This is a genomic window from Xanthobacter sediminis (assembly GCF_043195015.1).
Taxonomy (GTDB): Bacteria; Pseudomonadota; Alphaproteobacteria; order Rhizobiales; family Xanthobacteraceae; genus Xanthobacter.
This window is the reverse complement of the sequence record NZ_JBAFWH010000007.1, coordinates 63,547-82,803: the sequence shown is the minus strand read 5'-3', so window position 1 is coordinate 82,803 and position 19,257 is coordinate 63,547. Positions and strand designations below refer to the sequence as shown.

At 70.3% G+C, this 19,257-nt stretch carries 15 protein-coding genes; 7 read left to right on the top strand and 8 right to left on the bottom strand.

Annotation, left to right across the window (positions count from 1 at the left end):
* Positions 1-23: 23 nt before the first annotated feature.
* Positions 24-1,796 (top strand): aspartate--tRNA ligase, encoded by a 1,773-nt coding sequence (aspS, locus tag V5F61_RS11190; protein WP_393988112.1) that lies wholly within the window; start codon positions 24-26, stop codon positions 1,794-1,796.
* 298 nt (positions 1,797-2,094) lie between these two features.
* Positions 2,095-2,679: a hypothetical protein gene (locus V5F61_RS11185; RefSeq protein ID WP_393988113.1), complete on the top strand. Its 585-nt coding sequence runs from the start codon at positions 2,095-2,097 to the stop codon at positions 2,677-2,679.
* Positions 2,680-2,721: 42 nt separating this feature from the next.
* Here the strand turns inward: V5F61_RS11185 and V5F61_RS11180 are convergent, their stop codons facing one another.
* Positions 2,722-4,779 carry a hypothetical protein gene (locus V5F61_RS11180; protein ID WP_393988114.1) on the bottom strand — a complete coding sequence of 686 codons (2,058 nt, stop codon included), beginning with the start codon at positions 4,777-4,779 and terminating at the stop codon, positions 2,722-2,724.
* A 232-nt stretch (positions 4,780-5,011) separates the two neighbouring features.
* Here V5F61_RS11180 and V5F61_RS11175 point away from each other — a divergent pair, with 232 nt between their 5' ends.
* Entirely contained in the window at positions 5,012-7,294 is a 2,283-nt protein-coding gene (locus tag V5F61_RS11175) for an NADP-dependent malic enzyme (RefSeq protein ID WP_393988115.1), read from the top strand.
* A gap of 732 nt (positions 7,295-8,026) precedes the next feature.
* Here the strand turns inward: V5F61_RS11175 and V5F61_RS11170 are convergent.
* From V5F61_RS11170 to V5F61_RS11160, 3 genes are all read right to left on the bottom strand, one after another.
* Positions 8,027-9,253, bottom strand: a complete 1,227-nt coding sequence (locus tag V5F61_RS11170) for a cell wall hydrolase (protein ID WP_393988116.1) — start codon at positions 9,251-9,253, stop codon at positions 8,027-8,029.
* 160 nt (positions 9,254-9,413) lie between these two features.
* On the bottom strand, positions 9,414-10,355 hold the full coding sequence (locus tag V5F61_RS11165) for an ArgK/MeaB family GTPase (protein WP_393988117.1): 942 nt from the start codon (positions 10,353-10,355) through the stop codon (positions 9,414-9,416).
* Positions 10,356-10,531: 176 nt separating this feature from the next.
* Complete coding sequence (locus V5F61_RS11160; RefSeq protein WP_393988118.1) at positions 10,532-10,858, bottom strand: glycine zipper domain-containing protein; 327 nt, start codon at positions 10,856-10,858, stop codon at positions 10,532-10,534.
* A gap of 345 nt (positions 10,859-11,203) precedes the next feature.
* On the opposite strand from V5F61_RS11160, the gene V5F61_RS11155 reads away from it, so the two are divergent.
* From V5F61_RS11155 to V5F61_RS11145, 3 genes are all read left to right on the top strand, one after another.
* The gene (locus tag V5F61_RS11155) at positions 11,204-11,545 is read left to right on the top strand and encodes a rhodanese-like domain-containing protein (protein ID WP_393988119.1); all 342 of its coding nucleotides are present in this window, start codon (positions 11,204-11,206) and stop codon (positions 11,543-11,545) included.
* A gap of 176 nt (positions 11,546-11,721) precedes the next feature.
* The gene (locus tag V5F61_RS11150; RefSeq protein ID WP_393988184.1) at positions 11,722-13,116 is read left to right on the top strand and encodes a glutamine synthetase family protein; all 1,395 of its coding nucleotides are present in this window, start codon (positions 11,722-11,724) and stop codon (positions 13,114-13,116) included.
* A gap of 224 nt (positions 13,117-13,340) precedes the next feature.
* Entirely contained in the window at positions 13,341-14,444 is a 1,104-nt protein-coding gene (locus tag V5F61_RS11145) for a polyamine ABC transporter substrate-binding protein (RefSeq protein ID WP_393988185.1), read from the top strand.
* A 144-nt stretch (positions 14,445-14,588) separates the two neighbouring features.
* On the opposite strand, the gene rnhA is transcribed toward V5F61_RS11145, so the two are convergent.
* The 3 genes from rnhA to ispH are packed head-to-tail and all read right to left on the bottom strand — an operon-like array spanning position 14,589 to position 17,020.
* Positions 14,589-15,059: a ribonuclease HI gene (rnhA, locus tag V5F61_RS11140; RefSeq protein ID WP_393988120.1), complete on the bottom strand. Its 471-nt coding sequence runs from the start codon at positions 15,057-15,059 to the stop codon at positions 14,589-14,591.
* Positions 15,056-16,021: a homoserine kinase gene (locus V5F61_RS11135; RefSeq protein WP_393988121.1), complete on the bottom strand. Its 966-nt coding sequence runs from the start codon at positions 16,019-16,021 to the stop codon at positions 15,056-15,058. Before V5F61_RS11135 ends, rnhA begins: the two co-directional genes overlap by 4 nt.
* A gap of 3 nt (positions 16,022-16,024) precedes the next feature.
* Positions 16,025-17,020, bottom strand: coding sequence for a 4-hydroxy-3-methylbut-2-enyl diphosphate reductase (gene ispH / locus V5F61_RS11130; RefSeq protein ID WP_393988122.1), 996 nt, complete (start codon positions 17,018-17,020; stop codon positions 16,025-16,027).
* Positions 17,021-17,327: 307 nt separating this feature from the next.
* On the opposite strand from ispH, the gene V5F61_RS11125 reads away from it, so the two are divergent.
* The gene (locus tag V5F61_RS11125) at positions 17,328-18,044 is read left to right on the top strand and encodes a DUF1013 domain-containing protein (protein ID WP_393988123.1); all 717 of its coding nucleotides are present in this window, start codon (positions 17,328-17,330) and stop codon (positions 18,042-18,044) included.
* A 72-nt stretch (positions 18,045-18,116) separates the two neighbouring features.
* Here V5F61_RS11125 and V5F61_RS11120 read toward each other — a convergent pair whose 3' ends face one another.
* Positions 18,117-19,154, bottom strand: a complete 1,038-nt coding sequence (locus V5F61_RS11120) for a hypothetical protein (RefSeq protein WP_394104039.1) — start codon at positions 19,152-19,154, stop codon at positions 18,117-18,119.
* Positions 19,155-19,257 lie beyond the last annotated feature (103 nt).

The window sequence follows — 19,257 nt, the reverse complement described above, 5'->3', positions numbered from 1 at the left end:
TTCAGCCTGGAAAGGGCAATTTGATGCACCGCTATCGCTCCCATACCTGCGGCGCGCTCACCACCGCCGAGGTGGGCGAGCACGTCCGGCTCTCCGGCTGGTGCCACCGCATCCGCGACCACGGCGGCGTGCTGTTCATCGACCTGCGCGACCATTACGGCCTCACCCAGGTGGTGGTGGACCCCGACAGCGCCGCCTTCAAGGATGCCGAGAAGGCCCGTGCCGAATGGGTCATCCGCATCGATGGCAAGGTGCGCCTGCGCCCCGAGGGTACCGGGAATCCCGACCTCGCCACCGGCGCCGTCGAGATCTATGCCACCGAGCTGGAAGTGCTGGGCACCGCCGCCGAGCTGCCGCTGCCGGTGTTCGGCGACCAGGAGTATCCGGAGGAGACCCGGCTGAAGTACCGCTTCCTCGACCTGCGCCGGGAGAAGCTGCACAAGAACATCATGACCCGCGGCGCCATCATCGACGCCATGCGCGCCCGCATGAAGGGCCAGGGCTTCTTCGAGTTCCAGACGCCCATCCTCACCGCTTCGTCCCCCGAGGGCGCGCGCGACTTCCTGGTGCCCTCGCGCCTGCATCCCGGCAAGTTCTACGCGCTGCCCCAGGCGCCCCAGCAGTACAAGCAGCTCATCATGATGAGCGGTTTCGACCGCTACTTCCAGATCGCCCCCTGCTTCCGCGACGAAGACCCCCGCGCCGACCGCCTGCCCGGCGAGTTCTACCAGCTCGACCTGGAAATGAGCTTCGTGGAGCAGGAGGACATCTTCGCGGCGGTGGAGCCCGTCATCCGCGGCGTGTTCGAGCAGTTCGCGGACGGCAAGCCGGTGACCCAGAACTGGCCGCGCATTCCCTATGCCGTCTCCATGCGCAAATACGGCACCGACAAGCCGGACCTGCGCAACCCTCTGGAAATGCAGGAAGTCTCTGCGCATTTCCGCGAATCCGGCTTCAAGGTCTTCGCTCGCCTCCTGGAGGTGGAGAAGAACGAGGTGTGGGCCATCCCGGCGCCCAAGGGCGGCTCGCGCGCCTTCTGCGACCGCATGAACGCCTGGGCCCAGGGCGAGGGCCAGCCCGGCCTCGGCTACATCATGTGGCGCGAGGGCAATGAGGGCGCCGGCCCCCTCGCCAAGAACATCGGCCCCGAGCGCACAGAGGCCATCCGCCAGCAGCTCGGCCTTGAGGCGGAGGATGCCGCTTTCTTCGTGGCGGGCGACCCCGCCAAGTTCGTGAAGTTCGCCGGCGCCGCCCGCACCAAGGTGGGCGAGGAGCTGAACCTGATCGACACCGAGCGCTTCGAGCTCGCGTGGATCGTGGACTTCCCCTTCTACGAGTGGTCGGAGGACGAGAAGAAGGTCGACTTCTCGCACAATCCGTTCTCGATGCCGCAGGGGGGCCTGGAGGCCTTGCAGACGCAGGACCCGCTCACCATCAAGGCGTTCCAGTACGACATCGCCTGCAACGGCTACGAGATCGCCTCCGGCGGCATCCGCAACCATCGCCCGGAGGCCATGGTGAAGGCGTTCGAGCTGGCCGGCTATGACGAGGAGACGGTGATCGAGCGCTTCGGCGGCATGTATCGCGCGTTCCAGTACGGCGCCCCGCCCCACGGCGGCATGGCGGCGGGCGTGGACCGCATCGTGATGCTCCTGTGCGGCACCACCAACCTGCGCGAGATCTCCATCTTCCCCATGAACCAGCAGGCCCTCGACCTGCTCATGGGCGCGCCCAACGAGGCTTCGCCGAAGCAGCTGCGCGAGCTCCACATCCGCCCGGTGCCGCCGCAGAAGTAAGGCGCCGGCTACGGCAAAGAGCTCTTTGATGCGACCTCCCGCGCCGGCCGGCGCGGGAGGTTTTCTTTTGGCGCGCCCCGTTGCTGGCGGCATCACCTTTCGGCATTGTCCGGGGCGCGACCGCTGCGCGCCCGTCCCCTGGGCAGGCGGAGGGGGCAGGAGCCGCTGGCCATCCCTGCGCCCTGCTTCCGGGCGGAGCGGTGCCGCCGGCCGGTGGCGGATGCCGATCCGAGCGCAGGCGTGCCGCTTCCATGTCACGAGCGGCGGTATATCCGTGTGTCCGGCCGAGGAGGTCGTCTTGCGCAGGTCCCTGTCGAAACTCGCTCTGGCCCTCGCCCTGCTGGCCGCGCCCGCGGCCGCCAGCCTTCCCGCCCGTGCCGATGACATCGCCGATGCCATCGCCGAGGCACAGAAGGCCTATGCCGCCGGCAACCTTTCCGACGCCAGGCAGGCCCTGGACGTGGCCTCCCAGCTGCTGGCCCAGCGCAATGCGGAGGGGCTGGCGAAGTTCCTGCCGCCGGCGCCCGCCGGCTGGACCGCCGGCCAAGTCGAGACCGATGCCGCGGCCGTCGCCATGTTCGGGGGCGGATTGATCGCCAAGCGGGAATATACCCGCGGCAAGGAGCAGGTGAGCGTCAGGATCATCGCCCAATCTCCGATCGTCGCGCAGATGAGCGCCATGTTCAGCAATGCCCAGATACTGGGCATGACGGGGAAGCTCTTCCGGATCGATGGCCGTACCGCCGTGATAACCCGCGATGGCACGGTGCAGTTTGTCGGCGGCGGCAGCCTCGTCATGATCGAGGGCAATGCCGGCGAGGCGGAGAAGCGGGCTTTCCTCTCCGCCATTGATCTCGCGGCGCTGGAAAAGTCCGGCGGCTGAGGGCCGGGGGGCGTCTTGCCCCGCCGGCCTTCCGTTGCGGCCTCAGGGCTTATTGACCGCGGTGAAGCTGAAGAGCTGCAGCGGCGCGGTGGGGTCGTCGGAGTTGATGAAGGCGAGCAGGGGCACCCGGCCCTTGGGGGTCGCGGTGATCTCCAGCGTCTTCGGGTCGCGGATGAAGCGGGCGATGGCCTCGCCCACGGCGGCCGCCTCTGGGGCGCCGGAAGCGGCAGCGGCGATGCCCTGGTTCAGCAGGTCGAGCAGGTGGGCGCGATATTCCTCCACGCTCACCCCGTCCGCCTCGGCGAGGCGCTGCAGCATCAGGTTGGCGAGGCCGTGGTCGGTGATGGTGAGGCCGAGCGGACCGATGTTCACGCCCGGCATCGCCGCCGTGAGCGCCTCCTCTGAGGCGAGGGCCTTGAGCGGCAGGTTGTCCAGACGCGCGGTGAAGGCGGTGCGGAAGGCGTCCTTCACCTCCACCTCGGCGGGGCTGAGGCTGATGCTGCTGGTGGCGGGGTCGTAGACGGCGCCGAGGGCGAGGGAGAAGGTGGCCTCCTTCAGGCCGGCGGCGGCCAGCGTGTTGAAGGGTTCCCCGTCCTCCGCGTCGATGGGGCCGGTGACGTCGGCGAGGTCGAAGCGGATGCGCCCCGGCAGCACGCCGGACGCATCGGGGAAATCGCCCCAGGTGAGCCCCGCGCGGCCGATGCGGATGGGGTCGGCCGGCTTGTCGCCGGAGGTGTCGGCGGGCACTTCGATGCCGGAGAGTGTGACGCCGGTGAGGGCGCGGAAGCCGCCCAGCGCCACATCCGGCCGGGTCGGCTCCGAGGCATGGGCGAGCGCGAGCAGGCGCGGCAGGTCGAGCCCCGTCAGGGAAATGCTGCCGAACTTCATGGTGCGCCCGTCGCTGTCGCCTTCCACCCCCTCGAACCGCATCTCGGCGAGCACTCCGCCCTCGTATTTGTTGAGGGCGAAGAGGGCGGCGCGGCCGCCGCCCACGGGCTCGATGGTGCGCATGTCGCGCACCTCGAAGGCGCCGAAGGCGATGCCGCGCAGCAGGGCGTCGGCCTCCGCCAGCAGCGGCGCGGGGTCGGCCGGCGGCTCGTCCGCAGAGAGGGCGTCGAGGGCCTGGAGGCGCGCGGCGGTGATGGCGGCCGGCTTCAGCGCCACCGACGTGAGCTTGAGGCCCGCGCCCTCGGTGCGGATGTCGTCCTGCTGCTCGATGGTGAAGGCGCCGGTCTCCAGCGCGCCGAGCACGCTCTTGAGGCCACTGTCGGCGGGGGTGGCGAACAGCGGGGTGATATCGATGTCGCGGGCGAGGATGGCGCTTAACTCCACCCGCGGCAGGCTGCCGTCGTCGGTGTCCGCGGCATCGTCGGGGCCGGTGCTCCCGGCCTTGCCGGGAGCGGCCGCGCCTGCGTCCGCCTTGGCGGGATCGGCCGGCTGGCCCTCGGCCGTGAGGCGGGCGATGGAGAAGCGGGCGATGCGGCCGGAGCGCACATCGGTGGCCGCGATACCGTCGAGGGTCAGCTCCCGCGCCCGGCCGGGCAGCGGGCCATCCTTGCCGGCGGTCATGCGGGTGACGGCGTGGGGCACGTCGACGCGGGCGGCGTCCACGCCGGCGAGCTGGCGCAGGGCGAGCACCACCGGGTTCGCCGCCACCAGGTCCGCAGCATTGCCGGCGGTGGGGGTCACCACCAGCGGGCCGGCGTAGCGCTCGATGGCGACGTGGGGCAGGGTCTCCACCAGGCGCGCGCCGCCGGGGCCGTCGGTGCGGGTGATGGTGACGTTCTCGAGTTCGACCGCGTCGGCGGTGATTCGCCCGTCGCGCGGCGTGCCCATGCCCCGCGCAGCCAGACGGGAGACGGTGAGCGAGAGGGCGCCGTCGGCCGAGGTCACCGAGAGGTCGCCGAGGGTCAGGCTGCGGTCCTTCACCGAAACCGCGCTGGAGCCGAGGCTGGCCTTGGCGCCGGTGGCGCGCACGTTGGCGAGCGCTTCGTCGATGACGGCATGGGCCTTGTGCTGCGCCCAATACTGCACGCCGGCGTAGCCGCCGGCGCCGAGGACGAGAACGGCCACGATGCCGATGACAAGCGGTTTCTTCATGGGAAAAGTCCTCGTCGCCGACCTCTGCGCGTCGCACAGCCTTCCTGTGCGTTCGCAGCATTGCTCAATTTGTGCGGTGGGCCGTGACATCGGCGAACCGCGCCGTTACCTTTCGCGCCCGTTTCAGGACTGACGCAAGAGAGATCATATCGAGATCGCGCGGGCGTACACACGCGACCGTGGGTGCGCGGTACTCAAGTAGCGCGGCGATGGTGAAGGAGCAGGAGCAAGGATGGCGTCGAATATTTCCGAGGATCTGCGTTCCGGAGCGCTCGTCTATCACCGCCTGCCCCGGCCCGGAAAACTGGAGATCCAGGCCACCAAACCGCTCGGCAACCAGCGGGACCTGGCGCTTGCCTATTCGCCCGGCGTCGCCGCGGCCTGCGAGGCCATCGCCGCCGATCCGCTGCAGGCGGCGGAGCTGACCACCCGCGCCAACCTCGTGGGCGTCGTCTCCAACGGCACCGCCGTGCTCGGCCTCGGCGCCATCGGCCCGCTGGCCGGCAAGCCGGTGATGGAGGGCAAGGCGGTCCTGTTCAAGAAGTTCTCCGGCATCGACGTGTTCGACATCGAGATCGACGCGCTGACCGTGGACCGCATGGTGGACGTCATCAGCGCGCTGGAGCCCACCTTCGGCGGCATCAACCTCGAGGACATCAAGGCGCCCGAGTGCTTCGAGGTGGAGCGCCAGCTGCGCGAGCGCATGAAGATCCCGGTCTTCCATGACGACCAGCACGGCACCGCCATCATCGTCGGCGCCGCCGTGCGCAACGCCATGGAAGTGGGCAACCGCAGGATCGAGGATCTCAAGATCGTCGCCTCGGGAGCCGGCGCCGCCGCCCTAGCCTCGCTGAACCTTCTCGTGAAGCTTGGCGCCCGGAAGGAGAACATCTGGGTCTGCGACATCGAGGGCGTGGTCTACGAGGGCCGCAACACCCTCATGGACCCCTACAAGGAAAAGTTCGCCCAGCAGACCGACAAGCGCACCCTCGACGAGGTGATCGAGGGCGCACACATCTTCCTCGGCCTCTCCGCCGGCGGCGTGCTGAAGCCGGAGATGGTGAAGAAGATGGCGGATCATCCGCTCATCATGGCCCTCGCCAACCCCACCCCAGAGATCATGCCCGAGCTGGCGCGCGAGGCGCGGCCGGATGCCATGATCTGCACCGGCCGTTCGGATTTCCCGAACCAGGTCAACAACGTCCTGTGCTTCCCCTACATCTTCCGCGGGGCGCTGGACGTGGGCGCCACCGACATCAACGACGAGATGAAGATGGCGGCCGTGGAGGCCATCGCCGCCCTCGCGCGCGAGGCGCCCTCCGACGTGGTGGCCCGCGCCTATGGCGGCGAGACGCGCATGTTCGGCGCCGATTCGCTCATTCCCTCGCCGTTCGACCCGCGCCTGATCCTGCGCATCGCCCCCGCGGTGGCGAAGGCGGCCATGGACACCGGCATCGCCACCCGGCCCATAGCCGATTTCGAGCACTACCAGGCGGTGCTCGACGATTTCGTGTTCCGCTCCGGCTTCATCATGCGTCCCCTGTTCGCCCGCGCGAAGCAGGACAAGATGCGCGTGATCTACGCCGAGGGCGAGGACGAGCGCGTGCTGCGCGCCGTGCAGGCGGTGGTGGAGGAGGGCATCGCCCGTCCCATCCTGGTGGCCCGGCCCAATGTGGTGGAAAGCCGCATCAAGCGCTTCGGTCTCTCCATTCGCGCCGGCCAGGACTTCGAGCTCATCAATCCCGAGGACGATCCGCGCTACCGCGACTATGTGCGCGACTATATCGACGTCGCTGGCCGCCGGGGCGTGACGCCGGATGCGGCCCGCACCCTGGTGCGCACCCATCCCACCGTCATCGCCGCGTTGGCGGTGCGGCGCGGCGAGGCGGACGCCATGCTGTGCGGCATCGAGGGGCGCTTCACCCGGCACTTCCGCCAGGTGCGCGACATCATCGGCCGCGCGCCGGGGGTGAAGGAACTGGCGGCGCTCTCGCTGCTCATCACGCCCAAGGGCAACTTCTTCATCTGCGACACCCAGATCCAGACCGAGCCCACCGCCCCCGACCTCGCGGAGATGACCGTGCTGGCGGCGGCCCACGTGCGCCGGTTCGGCCTGGAGCCGCGCGTCGCGCTGCTCTCCCACTCCAACTTCGGCAGCCACGAGACGCTGGCGGCCAAGCGCGTGCGCGCGGCGCTGGAGATCCTGCGCGAGCGGGCGCCCGACCTGCAGGTGGACGGCGAGATGCAGGCCGATGCCGCCCTGGTGGAGGACATCCGCAAGCGCGCCCTGCCGCACTCGCGCCTCCAGGGCGTGGCGAATGTGCTGGTGATGCCGGACCTCGACGCCGCCGACATCGCCTACAACATGCTGAAGGTGCTGGGCGATTCCCTGCCCGTCGGGCCCATCCTGATGGGCACCGCCAAGCCCGCCCACATCCTGAGCCCCTCCATCACCGCGCGCGGCATCGTCAACATGACGGCGGTGGCGGTGGTGGAAGCCCAGACCGGCCTCTGACGGCTTCGCCTCCTTCCCCGCGCGGGGAAGGAGGCGTCATCCTTCCGGGCGCGCCTGGGCCTGGAGCCACGGCGCGTGGGGAGCCGGGGGGGCGCGAGGCGGCGCCTTCGCTTCGCCCCCTGCGGCGAAGCGGGCTTCGGTTCCCGTGAAAATCACCCCCCGATCCGATGCCTCGCCTTTCGGCCGGCGGGAGCGCCGGGCGTCTGTCGGTGGCATTCTCGCGGAAATGCAAGCCCCCCTCCAAGCCGGAGCGCGGCCCCCCTGGCCTTGCGGATGGAGCGCACGCGTCCGCCGCGTCTGGACGGCGGGTGGCCCATGCCTCGGCGCCGGTCAGGGGCCGGGGCCCGTCAAATTTCACCAAACGCCGCGTGGACTTAACCAAAGGCCCGGGAGCCAAGCTCGCGGGCCTTTGGTTTCACGGGTGCGCGCGGCAGGGCCTGGAGGCGGGTGAGTCCCGGTGCTTCCGCGCATCGTTCGATGCTTCCACATGGCCGCGCATGCGGTACGTGCACGCACCGGTACGGCGTGGGCATTGCTGCCACGGGCCCGCCGATGCCGGCCGGCAGTGACCTCGCTCAAACCCGCGGCTTGCCCGGCGGGGTCGCCTCCCGCCATCGCGTCCGGCCCCTTCCCTGTGGCCGGGCGGCCTTCACGCGGAGGGGCCATCGGCCTCGGTCGTCCACCGGCGCCGAATGGATTTTGCGCAAGCGGCCTCAACGCGGGCCTGCGGCATCAGCCTTGCCAGCGGCGGGGGCGGTAGAAGGTGTGCACGCCGATTCGGTCGAGCTTGCGCATCTCCCGCACCCAGCTCGGATGCACCCAATAGGCGTGGTAGTGGGTGGCGCGGCCCACGCTGTCGAGCCAGAGCCTGCCGTCCAGCATGTCGGCGGCGATCTCCTTGGCCTGCACCCACATGTCCGGCTCGCGGATCACGTCCTTCACGCTGTCGCAGGCGAAAGTGAACTGGCAGGCGAGGTGCCGGTGGGCGTTCTGGTAGACGGTGCCGCACACGTCGGCCGGGTAGTAGCCGGAGAAGACGCGGTTGACGACCACCTGGGCCACCGCGATCTGCCCGCGCTTGGGCTCGCCGCGGCTTTCGAAATAGATGGCTTCCGCCAGGCACTTCTGGGCGCGGGCGAGGGGCGCGCCCTCCAGGCGCAGGCGCTGGGCGGGGGAGGGCCAGATGCCGTCCCGCTCCGGGCTCTGCTCCTCCGCCACGGCGGGCGCCAGCGCCGGGGCGGGGGCCGGCGGCGAGAGCGGCTGCGGCACGAAGCCCTGGTCCGCGAGCGCGTGATATTCGAAGGCGAGCGGCGGGAACTGGCGCGGATCGCTGGCGAACACGGTGGTGGTGTCGTGCAGCACTGCGGGCTCGCTCGCCTCGCCGGGGGAGACCTCGGCCAATGCGTTGTTGGCGGGCGCCTCCTCGGGCACCGTCTCGGGCGCGGGGGGCAGCGCCACGTCGGCGGCTTCCATGCCGTCGAAATCGATGCCGAACGCGGTGGAGGCCGCAAGCCCCGCGCCGTCGTCCTGGATCACCGGCAGCTCCAGCAGCAGGTCGAGGGCCAGTTCCAGATGGGCGCTCCTGGAGGGTGCGCCGGCGGCCGGCTCCGCCGCTTCGGCCTGGGGCGCCGGGGCGGCCTGCGGGGTGCCCAGCACCAGCGGCGGGGGATATTGGAACTCCCGGTCGGGCGTGACGGGGATGGCGGCCGGCTGCGGCACCGGCGGGGGCGGCGCCGGCAGGTCTGGCACGGCGCGGGCGGTGCCGATGGGGCGGGGCAGGTCGAGGGTCGCGACCTTCAGGCTGCGCATGGGCGCGGCCAGGGGCGCGGAGATGAGGACGGCGCCGGCGCTTTCGGCGAGGGCCGCCTCGCCCGCCCTTAGCGGGGCCGGCCCGGCGCCGAGCGCGCCGAGGGCCACGACGAGCGGCAGCGTGCGCCGCCACACATCCGGGGAAGCCATGGGTCCTGCCTCGTCCGCTCACGCGCCGGCGGCGCGGCGGCCGCCCGGAACTGCCGTGTCTCACGCGTTCGGGCGTGTGAACCGTCAAGTCCACGCCGTCCGCAAACGCCCTCAGCGCGCCGGCTGTTGCGAGCCGGCGACAGGCAAGAACATTGGCCGATCAGCGTTGATCGGAGGTTAACCGCGCCGCCAATTCGGCTTCGCGGGCGAAGGGGCCGCCGCCCGTGGCGCAAATGCCACGGGCGCGGGCGAGGCCGTGGGTGCCGAAGCGCACCTTGACAGCCTCCTCCACCCATTTGCCCTCCTGCGTGGCCCGCAGGACCTCGCGCCGGCCGTCGGCCGCCAGGAAGGCGCGGTGGGTGTCCACGGCCGCTTCGAACGCGTCGAGCCCCTCGCCGCTGGCGGCGGAGAGGCGGACCACCGGCACCGTCCACGCCTCGCTCCCGCCCGAGAGGGAGAGCGCGCCCGCCACCTCGGAGGCGGCGCGGCGGGAGATCTCCACCATGTCCGCCTTGGTGACGACGATGATGTCCGGCAGCTCCATCACTCCGGCTTTCATGAACTGGAGGCTGTCGCCCGAGGCAGGCTGGATGCAGAGCACCACCGTGTCCGCCACCAGCGAGATGTCCGCCTCCGACTGGCCGACGCCCACCGTCTCCACGATCACGAGGTCATACACGGCGCGCAGCAGCACCACGGCGGCGATGGCATCGTCGGAGAGGCCGCCGAGGCGGTCACGCGCGGCCATGGAGCGCACGAACACGCCGCGGTCCTCCGGATCGGTCTGGATGCGGGCGCGGTCGCCCAGCAGGGCGCCCTTGGTGCGGCGGGAGGAGGGGTCCACCGCCAGCACCGCCACCGTCTGGCCGGCGGCGCGCGCCCGGTGCACCAGCGCGTTGGTGAGGGTGGACTTGCCCACGCCGGGCGGCCCGGTGAGGCCCAGCACATGGGCCTTGGCGGCCTTGGCGGCGGCGTCGAGCAGGGTCACGAGATCGGGCTGGCCGCGGCGTGTCTCCACGGCGGCGAGGGCCTGGGCGACGGCTCTCTTGCCGCCGGCGCGCAGCGTGTCGAGGTCAGGCGGGTTCAGCGGGGGAAGCGGCATGGGGCAGAATCGGATGAAGTGAATCGTCCACCATCTCAGCAGCTTTGCCCATCCGCGGCCAGGGGGCGGGCGGATGGGCCGCGCCACAGCAAAAAGGCGCCGGCATGGGAGCCGGCGCCTTCCTGCTCATCGGAACCGTGCGGGGGAACGGAGCCGATCAACAATCCGCAAGGGAATCAGCGGCAGTAGGAGCGCGAGACGCGCATCACCTCGCCGTCGGGGTCCTGCAGGTAGCAGCGCCCGTCCTGGCCCCAGAAATAGGAGGGCTGGGGCGCCCGCTGCTCCGACTGGGCGCCGAGGATGGCGCCGGTGGCGCCGCCGAGCACCGCACCCACCGCCGCGCCGCCGGCGCGCCCGGTGACGGCGCCGCCGATCAGCGCGCCGGTGGCACCGCCGATGACGGCGCCCGCCGCGGTGTTGTTCTGCGCCTGCGCCGATGTGGCGAGGCCGGTGGTGGCGAGCCCGGCGAGCGTGAGGGCGACGAGCCCGGCGCGGATCAGCATGGTCCCAATTCCCTGTTGCCCGGCGGGACTGCCCGCCCGGGCCGTGATGACGACGCGCGGCTGGCCGCGCGAACCCGGCGCCAGTTGGGCGGACATATGGGGCGAAGATGCGGCGTATCCACCGCCGCCCGGCGTGCTGCTGCCCCTTCGCACACAGGCTGGAGGGTGGCTCCGCTCAAAACGCTCTCTGAAGCTGCGCATCGGTGGCGCTCCGGCGCCAGCCGGAAGGCGATGGCTTCGGCATCACGGCTTTCTCGTCACGGCTCAGCTCTCTCGCCGCATGGGGCTTGCGCCGCGGGCGCTCCCGGGTGCAGGTTTGCGCCTTCTTTCGAGGACACCGCATTCATGAGTGAGACAAACCCCTTCGGCGGGCGTGTGACCCACCTGACCCCCGCCGACGTGAAGGCCGGCCTGGCCGACGGCACCATTCTGCTGGTGGACGTGCGCGAGCCCAACGAAACGCAGGCCGAGCGCATTCCCGGCGCGGTGAACCTGCCCCTGAGCCGCTTCGCGGCCGAGCCCCTGCCGGACCACGCGGGCAAGCGCCTCGTGTTTTCCTGCCGCTCGGGCCAGCGCTCCCAGCAGGCGGCGGCTGCGGCCCAGCGGGCCGGCCTGCCGTTCGAGGAGCACATGCAGGGCGGCATCCTGGCCTGGAAGGCCGCGGGCTACGACGTCGAGCGCGGTTGAGCGCGCTGTAGTTCTCCCCGCCGGCCGCCCCCGGCCGTCGGGGGCTTCGCCGCGTGCGGGCCGGGCCGCCGCGCGAATTTTCGCAGGGTGAAGTGCACTCCGGTCATCGTCGCGCTTGAAGCTTTCGCGGCTTCGCGCTTGGATGAGCGGGCGTGCAAACTGTCATCTGGAGCATCATGCCGGCACCTGCGTCCGGCCAGCCTCTCGAACCCGCGGCGCCCGATGCGCCGCTGGATGAGGCCGCGGCCTTTCTGAATGCCTTCGGCACCCCCGATGTGGTGGAGGTCCTGCTGCCGGACACGTCCGGCATCCTCCGGGGCAAATGGCTGCCCGGCGCATCCCTCGGCAAGGTGTGGAAGGACGGGGTCGCTATTCCTCTGTCCATCTTCGGCCTCGACGTGTGGGGCTGCGAGGTGGAGGCCACCCGCATCCACCTGGAGACCGGCGACAAGGATGGCCTGTGCTGGCCGGTGCCGGGCACGCTGAGGCCGGTGCCGTGGGCCTCGCGCCCCACCGCGCAGGTGCTCATCACCATGCACGAGCCTGACGGCTCGCCCCGCGGGCGCCCCTGGCGGCTCGATCCGCGCCAGCAGCTCGCCAAGATCGTCTCGCGCTTCGCGGAGCTGGGGCTCACCCCCTGCGTCGCCTTCGAGCTGGAATTCTACCTGCTGAAGCCCGGCGCCTCCGGCGCGGAGCCGGAGCCGGTATTCCCCGCCACCGGGCAGGCGCGGCAGAACATGTATTCCATGTCCGATCTCGACGCCTTCGCCGAGGTGCTGCACGAGATCCGCGAGGCGTGCGTGGCCCAGGGCCTGCCCGCCGACACCGTGATCTCCGAGGCGGCGCCCGGCCAGTTCGAGGTCAACCTCTACCACCGGGTCGACCCCATGGGCGCGGCCGACGACGCCATATTGCTGCGCCGGCTCATCGATGGCGTGGCGCGGCGCAACGGCCTGCGCGCCACCTTCATGGCCAAGCCCCTCGCCGATTTCGCCGGCAACGGCATGCATGTGCACGTGAGCCTCGTGGATCGGGACGGCGACAATTTCTTCGCCCGCCCCGGGGAGGGAGACGACGCGCTGCGCCATGCGGCCGGCGGCCTGCTCTCCACCATGATCGATTCGACACTGCTGTTCGTGCCGAGCTTCAACGGCTACCGCCGCCTCGTGCCCGGCAGCTACGCGCCGGTGTCCGTCACCTGGGGCTACGACAACCGCTCGGTGGCGGTGCGCGTGCCCAACGGGCCGCCCAAGGCGCGCCGGCTGGAGCATCGCATCGCCGGGGCGGAGGCGCACCCTCACCTCGTGCTCGCGGCCATCCTCGCCGGCATGCTGGAGGGGCTGGAGCGCAAAATCGAGCCGCCGCCCGCCCTCGCGGGCAACGCCTATGACCGCGACGCGCCCAAGCTCAGCCCCTCCATGGCGGATGCGGTGGCTCGCTTCGCCTCTTCCCCCTTCATCGCGCGCGCATTCGGCGAGGAGTACCGCAGGGTGTATGCGGTGATGAAGGCCGAAGAACTGGCTGCCTTTACGCGCGTCATCCTGCCGCTGGAGTACGAAACCTATCTGTGATGACAAGAGCCGGCGAAGATGCTGACGCATCGCGGCCCGTTTTCCTTGCCGCCGGGCGCGGCCGTCCTCCGGGCGGCCGCGCTTTGCTTTTTGCCGGCATATTTTGACTTTTCGGGTTGAGCGTTACCGCATGACGCAATAGCCTCCCAGGGCAGGCGGGAGAGACAATCCCGTCGTCTCTCAGAGGAGAAGAGCGGATGAGTCGCGCTTTCAAAGCGGCCGTCATGGGCGTGGGGCTGGGCCTGGTGCTCGGCGCCGGCGTGGCCCTCACCGGGCCGGCGTTCGCCCAGGAGAAGGTGGTCAACGTCTTCAACTGGTCGGACTACATCGACCCGACGGTGCTCGAGGACTTCACCAAGGAAACCGGCATCAAGGTCCGCTACGACGTCTTCGACAGCAACGAGGTGCTGGAGACCAAGCTGCTGGCGGGCAAGACCGGCTATGACGTGGTGGTGCCCTCCGGCTCCTTCCTGCAGCGGCAGATCAAGGCGGGCATCTTCATGCCCCTCGACAAGTCCAAGATCCCGAACCTGCAGTACGCCTGGCCCGAGGTGACCGATCGCCTCGCCGTCTACGACCCCGGCAACGCCCACGCCGTGAACTACATGTGGGGCACCACCGGCATCGGCTACAACGTGGACAAGGTGAAGGAGCGGCTCGGAGACGTGCCCCTGAACACCTGGGACGTCGTCTTCAAGCCGGAGAACATCTCCAAGCTGAAGGACTGCGGCGTCTACATGCTGGACGGCCCGGAGGAGATCATTCCCTCCGCCATGAAGTACCTGGGCCTCGATCCGGATTCCAAGAAGCCGGAGGACATCCAGAAGGCCGGCGAGCTTCTGATGACCATCCGTCCCTACATCAAGAAGTTCGATTCCTCGGGCTATATCAACGCCCTGGCGCGCGGCGACATCTGTCTGGCCGTGGGCTGGTCGGGTGACGTCTTCCAGGCCAAGACCCGCGCCGAGGAAGCCGCCAAGAAGACCAAGAAGCCGCCGGTGAAGGTGGGATACCAGATCCCCAAGGAAGGCGCGCTGATGTGGTTCGACAACTTCGCCATTCCGAAGGACGCCAAGCATGTGGATGAGGCACTCACCTTCATCAACTACATGATGCGTCCGGAAGTGGCGGCGAAGAACTCCAACTACATCTCCTACGCCAACGGCAATCTGGCGTCTCAGAAGTTCATCGACAAGGAAATCCTGGACAACCCGTCCATCTATCCGGACAAGGACACCTTCTCGCGCCTGTTCATCGTCACCACCAACGAGCCGGCGGTGCAGCGGGTCATCACCAAGACCTGGAACAGCTTCAAGCGCGGCAAGTGATGCCGAAGGCGAGGGGCGAGGCTCCCGCCTCTCCCGCCTGATCCCGGGCCCTTCCGGCACCCGCCGGAAGGGCTTTTTCTTTGGTCCGGCCCGTTCAGCGCCTGAGCGGACCTGGGCATCGGCCGAGGGCCGGGGCTGATGGTGTCAGAGGCCGGAGCCGGCGCCGACCGCCCGCTTCAGCTTGAAGGGCGCCATGCCCTCGCGGGCCAGCTCGTCGGCGCGCTCGTTCTCGGGATGGCCGGCGTGGCCCTTCACCCAGTGCCATTGCACCTCGTGGCGCTTCAGCGCCTCGTCGAGCCGCTCCCACAGGTCCTGGTTCTTCACCGGCTTCTTGTCGGCGGTGCGCCAGCCGTTGCGCTTCCAGCCGTGCACCCACTTGGTGATGCCGTCCTTCAGGTACTGGCTGTCGGTGTGCAGCGCCACCGCGCAGGATTCCTTCAGTGCCTCCAGGGCGCTGATGGCGGCCAGCATCTCCATGCGGTTGTTGGTGGTGTGGGCCTCGCCGCCGTTCAGCGCCTTCTCGTGGGCGCCGAAGCGCAGAAGGGCGCCCCATCCGCCGGGGCCGGGATTTCCCGAGCAGGCCCCGTCGGTGAAGATCTCGACGCTTTTCTTCATGGCAGGAGGCCGTAATCCTCGGCGCCGGCCACCTGCTGGTGGAAGCGCAGCTTTTTCAGGTATTCCATGGGGTCCTTGGGCTTCACCAGGGCGCCGGCGGGCACGTTCAGCCAGTCCACCAGGCGGGTGAGCAGGAAGCGCAGCGCCGCCCCGCGCGCGAGGCGCGGCAGGGCCTTGACCTCCACCGCGCTCAGGGGCCGCGCCGCGCCATAGGCCGAGAGCAGCGCCCGGCCCTTGGTGACGTTGTAGGAGCCGTCCGGCTCGAAGCACCATGCATTGAGGCAGATGGCGACATCGTAGGCGAAGGCGTCGGTGCAGGCGAAGTAAAAATCGATGATGCCGGAGAGCGCCTCGTCCAGGAAGAAGGCGTTGTCCGGGAACAAATCGGCGTGGATGATGCCGGAGGGCAGGCCCTTCGGCCAGTCGCCCTCCAGGGCGGCGAGCTCGTCGTCTATGGTGGCGGCGAGGCTTGGTGCCACTGTGTCTGCCCCCGCGCCGGCGATCTGCGCCAGCGGGCGCCAGCCGGCCACCGAGAGGGCGTTCGCCCGCTCCATGGTGAAGTCCGCCCCCGCGAGATGCAGCTGCGCGAGGCCGGCGCCCAGCTCGGCGCAATGGTGGGCGGTGGGCCGGCGCACGGAAACGCCGGGCAGGAAGGTGACCATGGCCGCCGGCCGCCCGGCCAGCTCGCCCAGCACCGTGCCGTCGCGCCGCGCCACCGGCTGCGGGCAGGAGAGGCCGCGTGCCGCCAGATGCTGCATGAGGCCGATGAAGAAGGGCAGGTCGCCCCGCGCCACCCGCTTCTCATAGAGGGTGAGGATGAAGGTGCCGGCCGTGGTCTGCACCAGGAAGTTGGAATTCTCCACCCCCTCGGCGATGCCGTGGAAGGAGGTGAGGGTGCCGATGTCGTAGCGGGCGATGAAGTCCGCCATCTCGGCGGCCGAAACGTCGGTATAGACGGCCACGAATTACTCCGCCGCATCCGGCCGCAGGGCGCGCGGCAGGGGAAAGAATACATCCTCCTCGGAGGCGGTCACCGTGTCCACGGTCACCGAGAAGCGCTCCGCGAAGGCGTCGATGATCTCCTCCACCAGCACCTCGGGGGCCGAGGCGCCGGCGGTGAGGCCAAGCCGCGCGATGGGGCCGAGGGCCGCCCAGTCGATCTCGGCTGCCCGCTGTACCAGCAGCGCGCGCGGGCATCCCGCCCGCTCGGCCGCCTCGCGCAGGCGCTGGGAATTGGAGGAATTGGGCGCGCCCACCACGATCATGGCATCCACCTTGGGCGCCACCTGCTTCACCGCCTCCTGGCGGTTGGTGGTGGCGTAGCAGATGTCCTCCTTGTGCGGCTCCGCGAGATCGGGAAAGCGGGCGCGCAGGATGGCGACCATGCCGGCGGTGTCATCCACCGAGAGGGTGGTCTGCGTCACGTAGGCGAGGGGCAGGCCGGTGGGCGGGACGACGGTGCGGGCGTCGTCCGGCGTCTCCACCAGGGTGATGGCGCCGTCGGGCAGCTGGCCCATGGTGCCCACCACCTCCGGGTGGCCCCGGTGGCCGATGAGCAGGATGTGCCGGCCCTTGCGGTAGTGCACCTCCGCCTCGCGGTGCACCTTGGTCACGAGCGGGCAGGTGGCGTCGATGGCGAACAGCCTGCGGCCCGCCGCCTCCGCCGGCACGCTCTTGGGCACGCCGTGGGCGGAGAAGATGACGGGCTGGGTGGTCTCCGGCACGTGGTCGAGTTCCTCGACGAAGACGGCGCCTTTGCGCCGCAGCGCCTCCACCACATATTTATTGTGCACGATCTCGTGGCGCACATACACCGGCGCGCCATGGCGCCGCAGCGCCTCTTCCACCGCCTCGATGGCGCGCACCACGCCGGCGCAGAAGCCGCGCGGCGCGCAGAGCAGGATCTGGAGCGGCGGCTTGGGGAGCGTCTGCTGGGCAGGGGGCGTCGGTGCGGCGTCCATGGCCGGATCATCCGTGAGGGGCATCCGGTCAGATGGGATCGGCCCGCGCCGGCTGTCAAGCGCCGCGTGCCTCTGGCGCGGCCTGCGCCTCTTTTCCGGGCAGGGCATTTGCAAGTCGCGGCCGGGGCGACTATGTTGTGGCCATCCTGGACATTGCGATGTGCTTCGCGGTCAGCCCACCTGGGAAAGGGGGCGCGCCAGCGAACCCGCACATGTCCATCCGCGCCGGCCGCGACGCCGGCGCGCCGCGCAGACGACGCGGACGCAGAACCTTGAAACGCCACGAACCCAAGCCTCAGAGGCCGCCATGTCGACGAATACCCCATTGATGCCCAAGGCCACCGCCGTCTGGCTCGTGGACAACACGGCGCTGTCGTTCGAGCAGATCGGCGATTTCTGCAAGCTCCACCCGCTGGAGGTGAAGGGCATCGCCGACGGCGAGGTGGCGCAGGGCATCAAGGGCCTCGACCCCATCTCCACCGGCCAGCTCGCCCGCGACGAGATCGCCCTCGCCGAGCGCGATCCCAACCGCCGGCTGAAGCTCCTGGAATCCAAGGTGCGCCTGCCCGAGCAGAAGAAGCGCCGCGGCCCACGCTACACGCCCGTTTCCCGCCGCCACGACCGGCCGAACGCCATCCTGTGGCTGCTGCGCAACCATCCCGAGCTGAAGGATGCGCAGGTCATCCGCCTCGTGGGCACCACCAAGTCCACCATCCAGTCCATCAAGGACCGCACCCACTGGAACGCGGCCCAGCTCTCGCCCATGGACCCCGTGACCCTGGGCCTGTGCAGCCAGATCGACCTCGACCTCGAGGTGCAGCGCGCCGCCAAGGACCGCCCCGCCGCCCTGGCGGCCGAGGACCGCGGCGCCACCCTGCTGCCGGCCGATGTCACCACCGGGCACGAGGAGCAGGAGGAGCCCGCCGGCCGTGGGCGCGGCCGTGAGTCCCTGGACCTGGAAACCGTGTTCGCCAAGCTCGGCGGCTCCAAGAAGAGCGAAGAGCAGGACGAAGACGAGGAGTGAGCGCAGAGGCCAGCGCGCTTCTCTCGCTGGCCCTGTGGCCCCGCGCGGCTGGGGCGAAACGTGCCGGCGCCCTCAGGCGCCGGCGAAGGCCGTGAAGATCAGGTCCGGCGCGCTCAGCGCCGGCCGTGCCGGGGCGAGGCGCCCCGCCCACAGCAGGGTCACGTCCGAGGCGTCGTCGAAGCTCATCACCGGCGCCTCGCCGAACGGCTGGCCGGAGGCCGTGCGCCAGGCCACGCGCGTGATGTCCGCCTCGCTCTCGGTGGCGTACATGGCCTGCAGGGCGGCGAAGGGCGCCGCCACGGCATCGGTGAATTCCGCGTCCAGCGCAAGGCTCTCCGCGTCGAGCCCGTCGAGCCGCACCCGCGCCGCGCCGCCGTCGGCGAAACGCAGCGTGAAGGCCTTGGCCTGGGGCGCGAAGCCCACTTCCTTCAGCTTCACCAGCAGCCGCTCTTCCTGCGCCACCGGGCCGATGAGCACCGACGCGCCGAAGGCGGTGGCCGACAGCGGCTGGGGCGGCAGAGGACGCAGGCGCCAGGAGCCGTCCGCCAGGAACAGCTCGATCACCGTGGCGCCGCGGTCCGCCGGCTTCAGCCACAGCTCCACCTTGTCCAGCCCCTGGGTCGCCACCTCGCCCACGCGGAAGGGCACGCTGGCCCGGCGCCAGTAATCCGGCAGCGCATAGCCGACGACCGCCATCTCCGGGGTCTCGAAAAGGGTGGTGCGCCGCGCGGCCGGCGCGGCCTCCGGCGTGGCCGCGGGAATGGCGGCTGGCGTCGGGCAGCCGAGATAGGCGGGCACAGGCCGGTCCGCCACCATGGTGTAGACATAAGCGGGGTGGCGCGCCGAGATGCGGAACCGGCGCACATCAGGGGAAACCAGTGTGAGGGCCACGTTCTGCGGCGCATTGCAGCCGGGCGCGGTGCTCTGGTTGCGCACGGCGACGCCGAGGGCGCGCCCGGCCTGCGGGCGGGTTTCTGGCGGCGCCTTCGCCGGCGGCGGAGCACTCTCTTGCGCGGCGGCGGGGCCGGTGAGGGCGCACCAGGCAGCGGCGGGGGCGAAGGCGCAGGTGGCGGCTGCGGCGGCGGCGCGCAACGCGCTGCGACGCGACACAGGCAGGTTCCGGAGCGGCATGGACGATCCGTGGTGGAGGGCGAGACACCCTTCATAGACCAAATCCACGCTTTCAGGACCTCCACCCCTCGCAATCGCGGGC

Excerpts from the sequence above, each read along its gene's own strand:
- V5F61_RS11160 (WP_393988118.1), bottom strand. The coding sequence starts at position 10,858 with ATGCTGATCCGCGCCGGGCTCGTCGCCCTCACGCTCGCCGGGCTCGCC.
- V5F61_RS11180 (WP_393988114.1), bottom strand. The coding sequence starts at position 4,779 with ATGAAGAAACCGCTTGTCATCGGCATCGTGGCCGTTCTCGTCCTCGGC.
- V5F61_RS11125 (WP_393988123.1), top strand. The coding sequence starts at position 17,328 with ATGTCGACGAATACCCCATTGATGCCCAAGGCCACCGCCGTCTGGCTC.
- V5F61_RS11155 (WP_393988119.1), top strand. The coding sequence starts at position 11,204 with ATGAGTGAGACAAACCCCTTCGGCGGGCGTGTGACCCACCTGACCCCC.
- ispH (WP_393988122.1), bottom strand. The coding sequence starts at position 17,020 with ATGGACGCCGCACCGACGCCCCCTGCCCAGCAGACGCTCCCCAAGCCG.
- V5F61_RS11170 (WP_393988116.1), bottom strand. The coding sequence starts at position 9,253 with ATGGCTTCCCCGGATGTGTGGCGGCGCACGCTGCCGCTCGTCGTGGCC.
- V5F61_RS11175 (WP_393988115.1), top strand. The coding sequence starts at position 5,012 with ATGGCGTCGAATATTTCCGAGGATCTGCGTTCCGGAGCGCTCGTCTAT.
- rnhA (WP_393988120.1), bottom strand. The coding sequence starts at position 15,059 with ATGAAGAAAAGCGTCGAGATCTTCACCGACGGGGCCTGCTCGGGAAAT.
- aspS (WP_393988112.1), top strand. The coding sequence starts at position 24 with ATGCACCGCTATCGCTCCCATACCTGCGGCGCGCTCACCACCGCCGAG.
- V5F61_RS11145 (WP_393988185.1), top strand. The coding sequence starts at position 13,341 with ATGGGCGTGGGGCTGGGCCTGGTGCTCGGCGCCGGCGTGGCCCTCACC.
- V5F61_RS11150 (WP_393988184.1), top strand. The coding sequence starts at position 11,722 with ATGCCGGCACCTGCGTCCGGCCAGCCTCTCGAACCCGCGGCGCCCGAT.
- V5F61_RS11165 (WP_393988117.1), bottom strand. The coding sequence starts at position 10,355 with ATGCCGCTTCCCCCGCTGAACCCGCCTGACCTCGACACGCTGCGCGCC.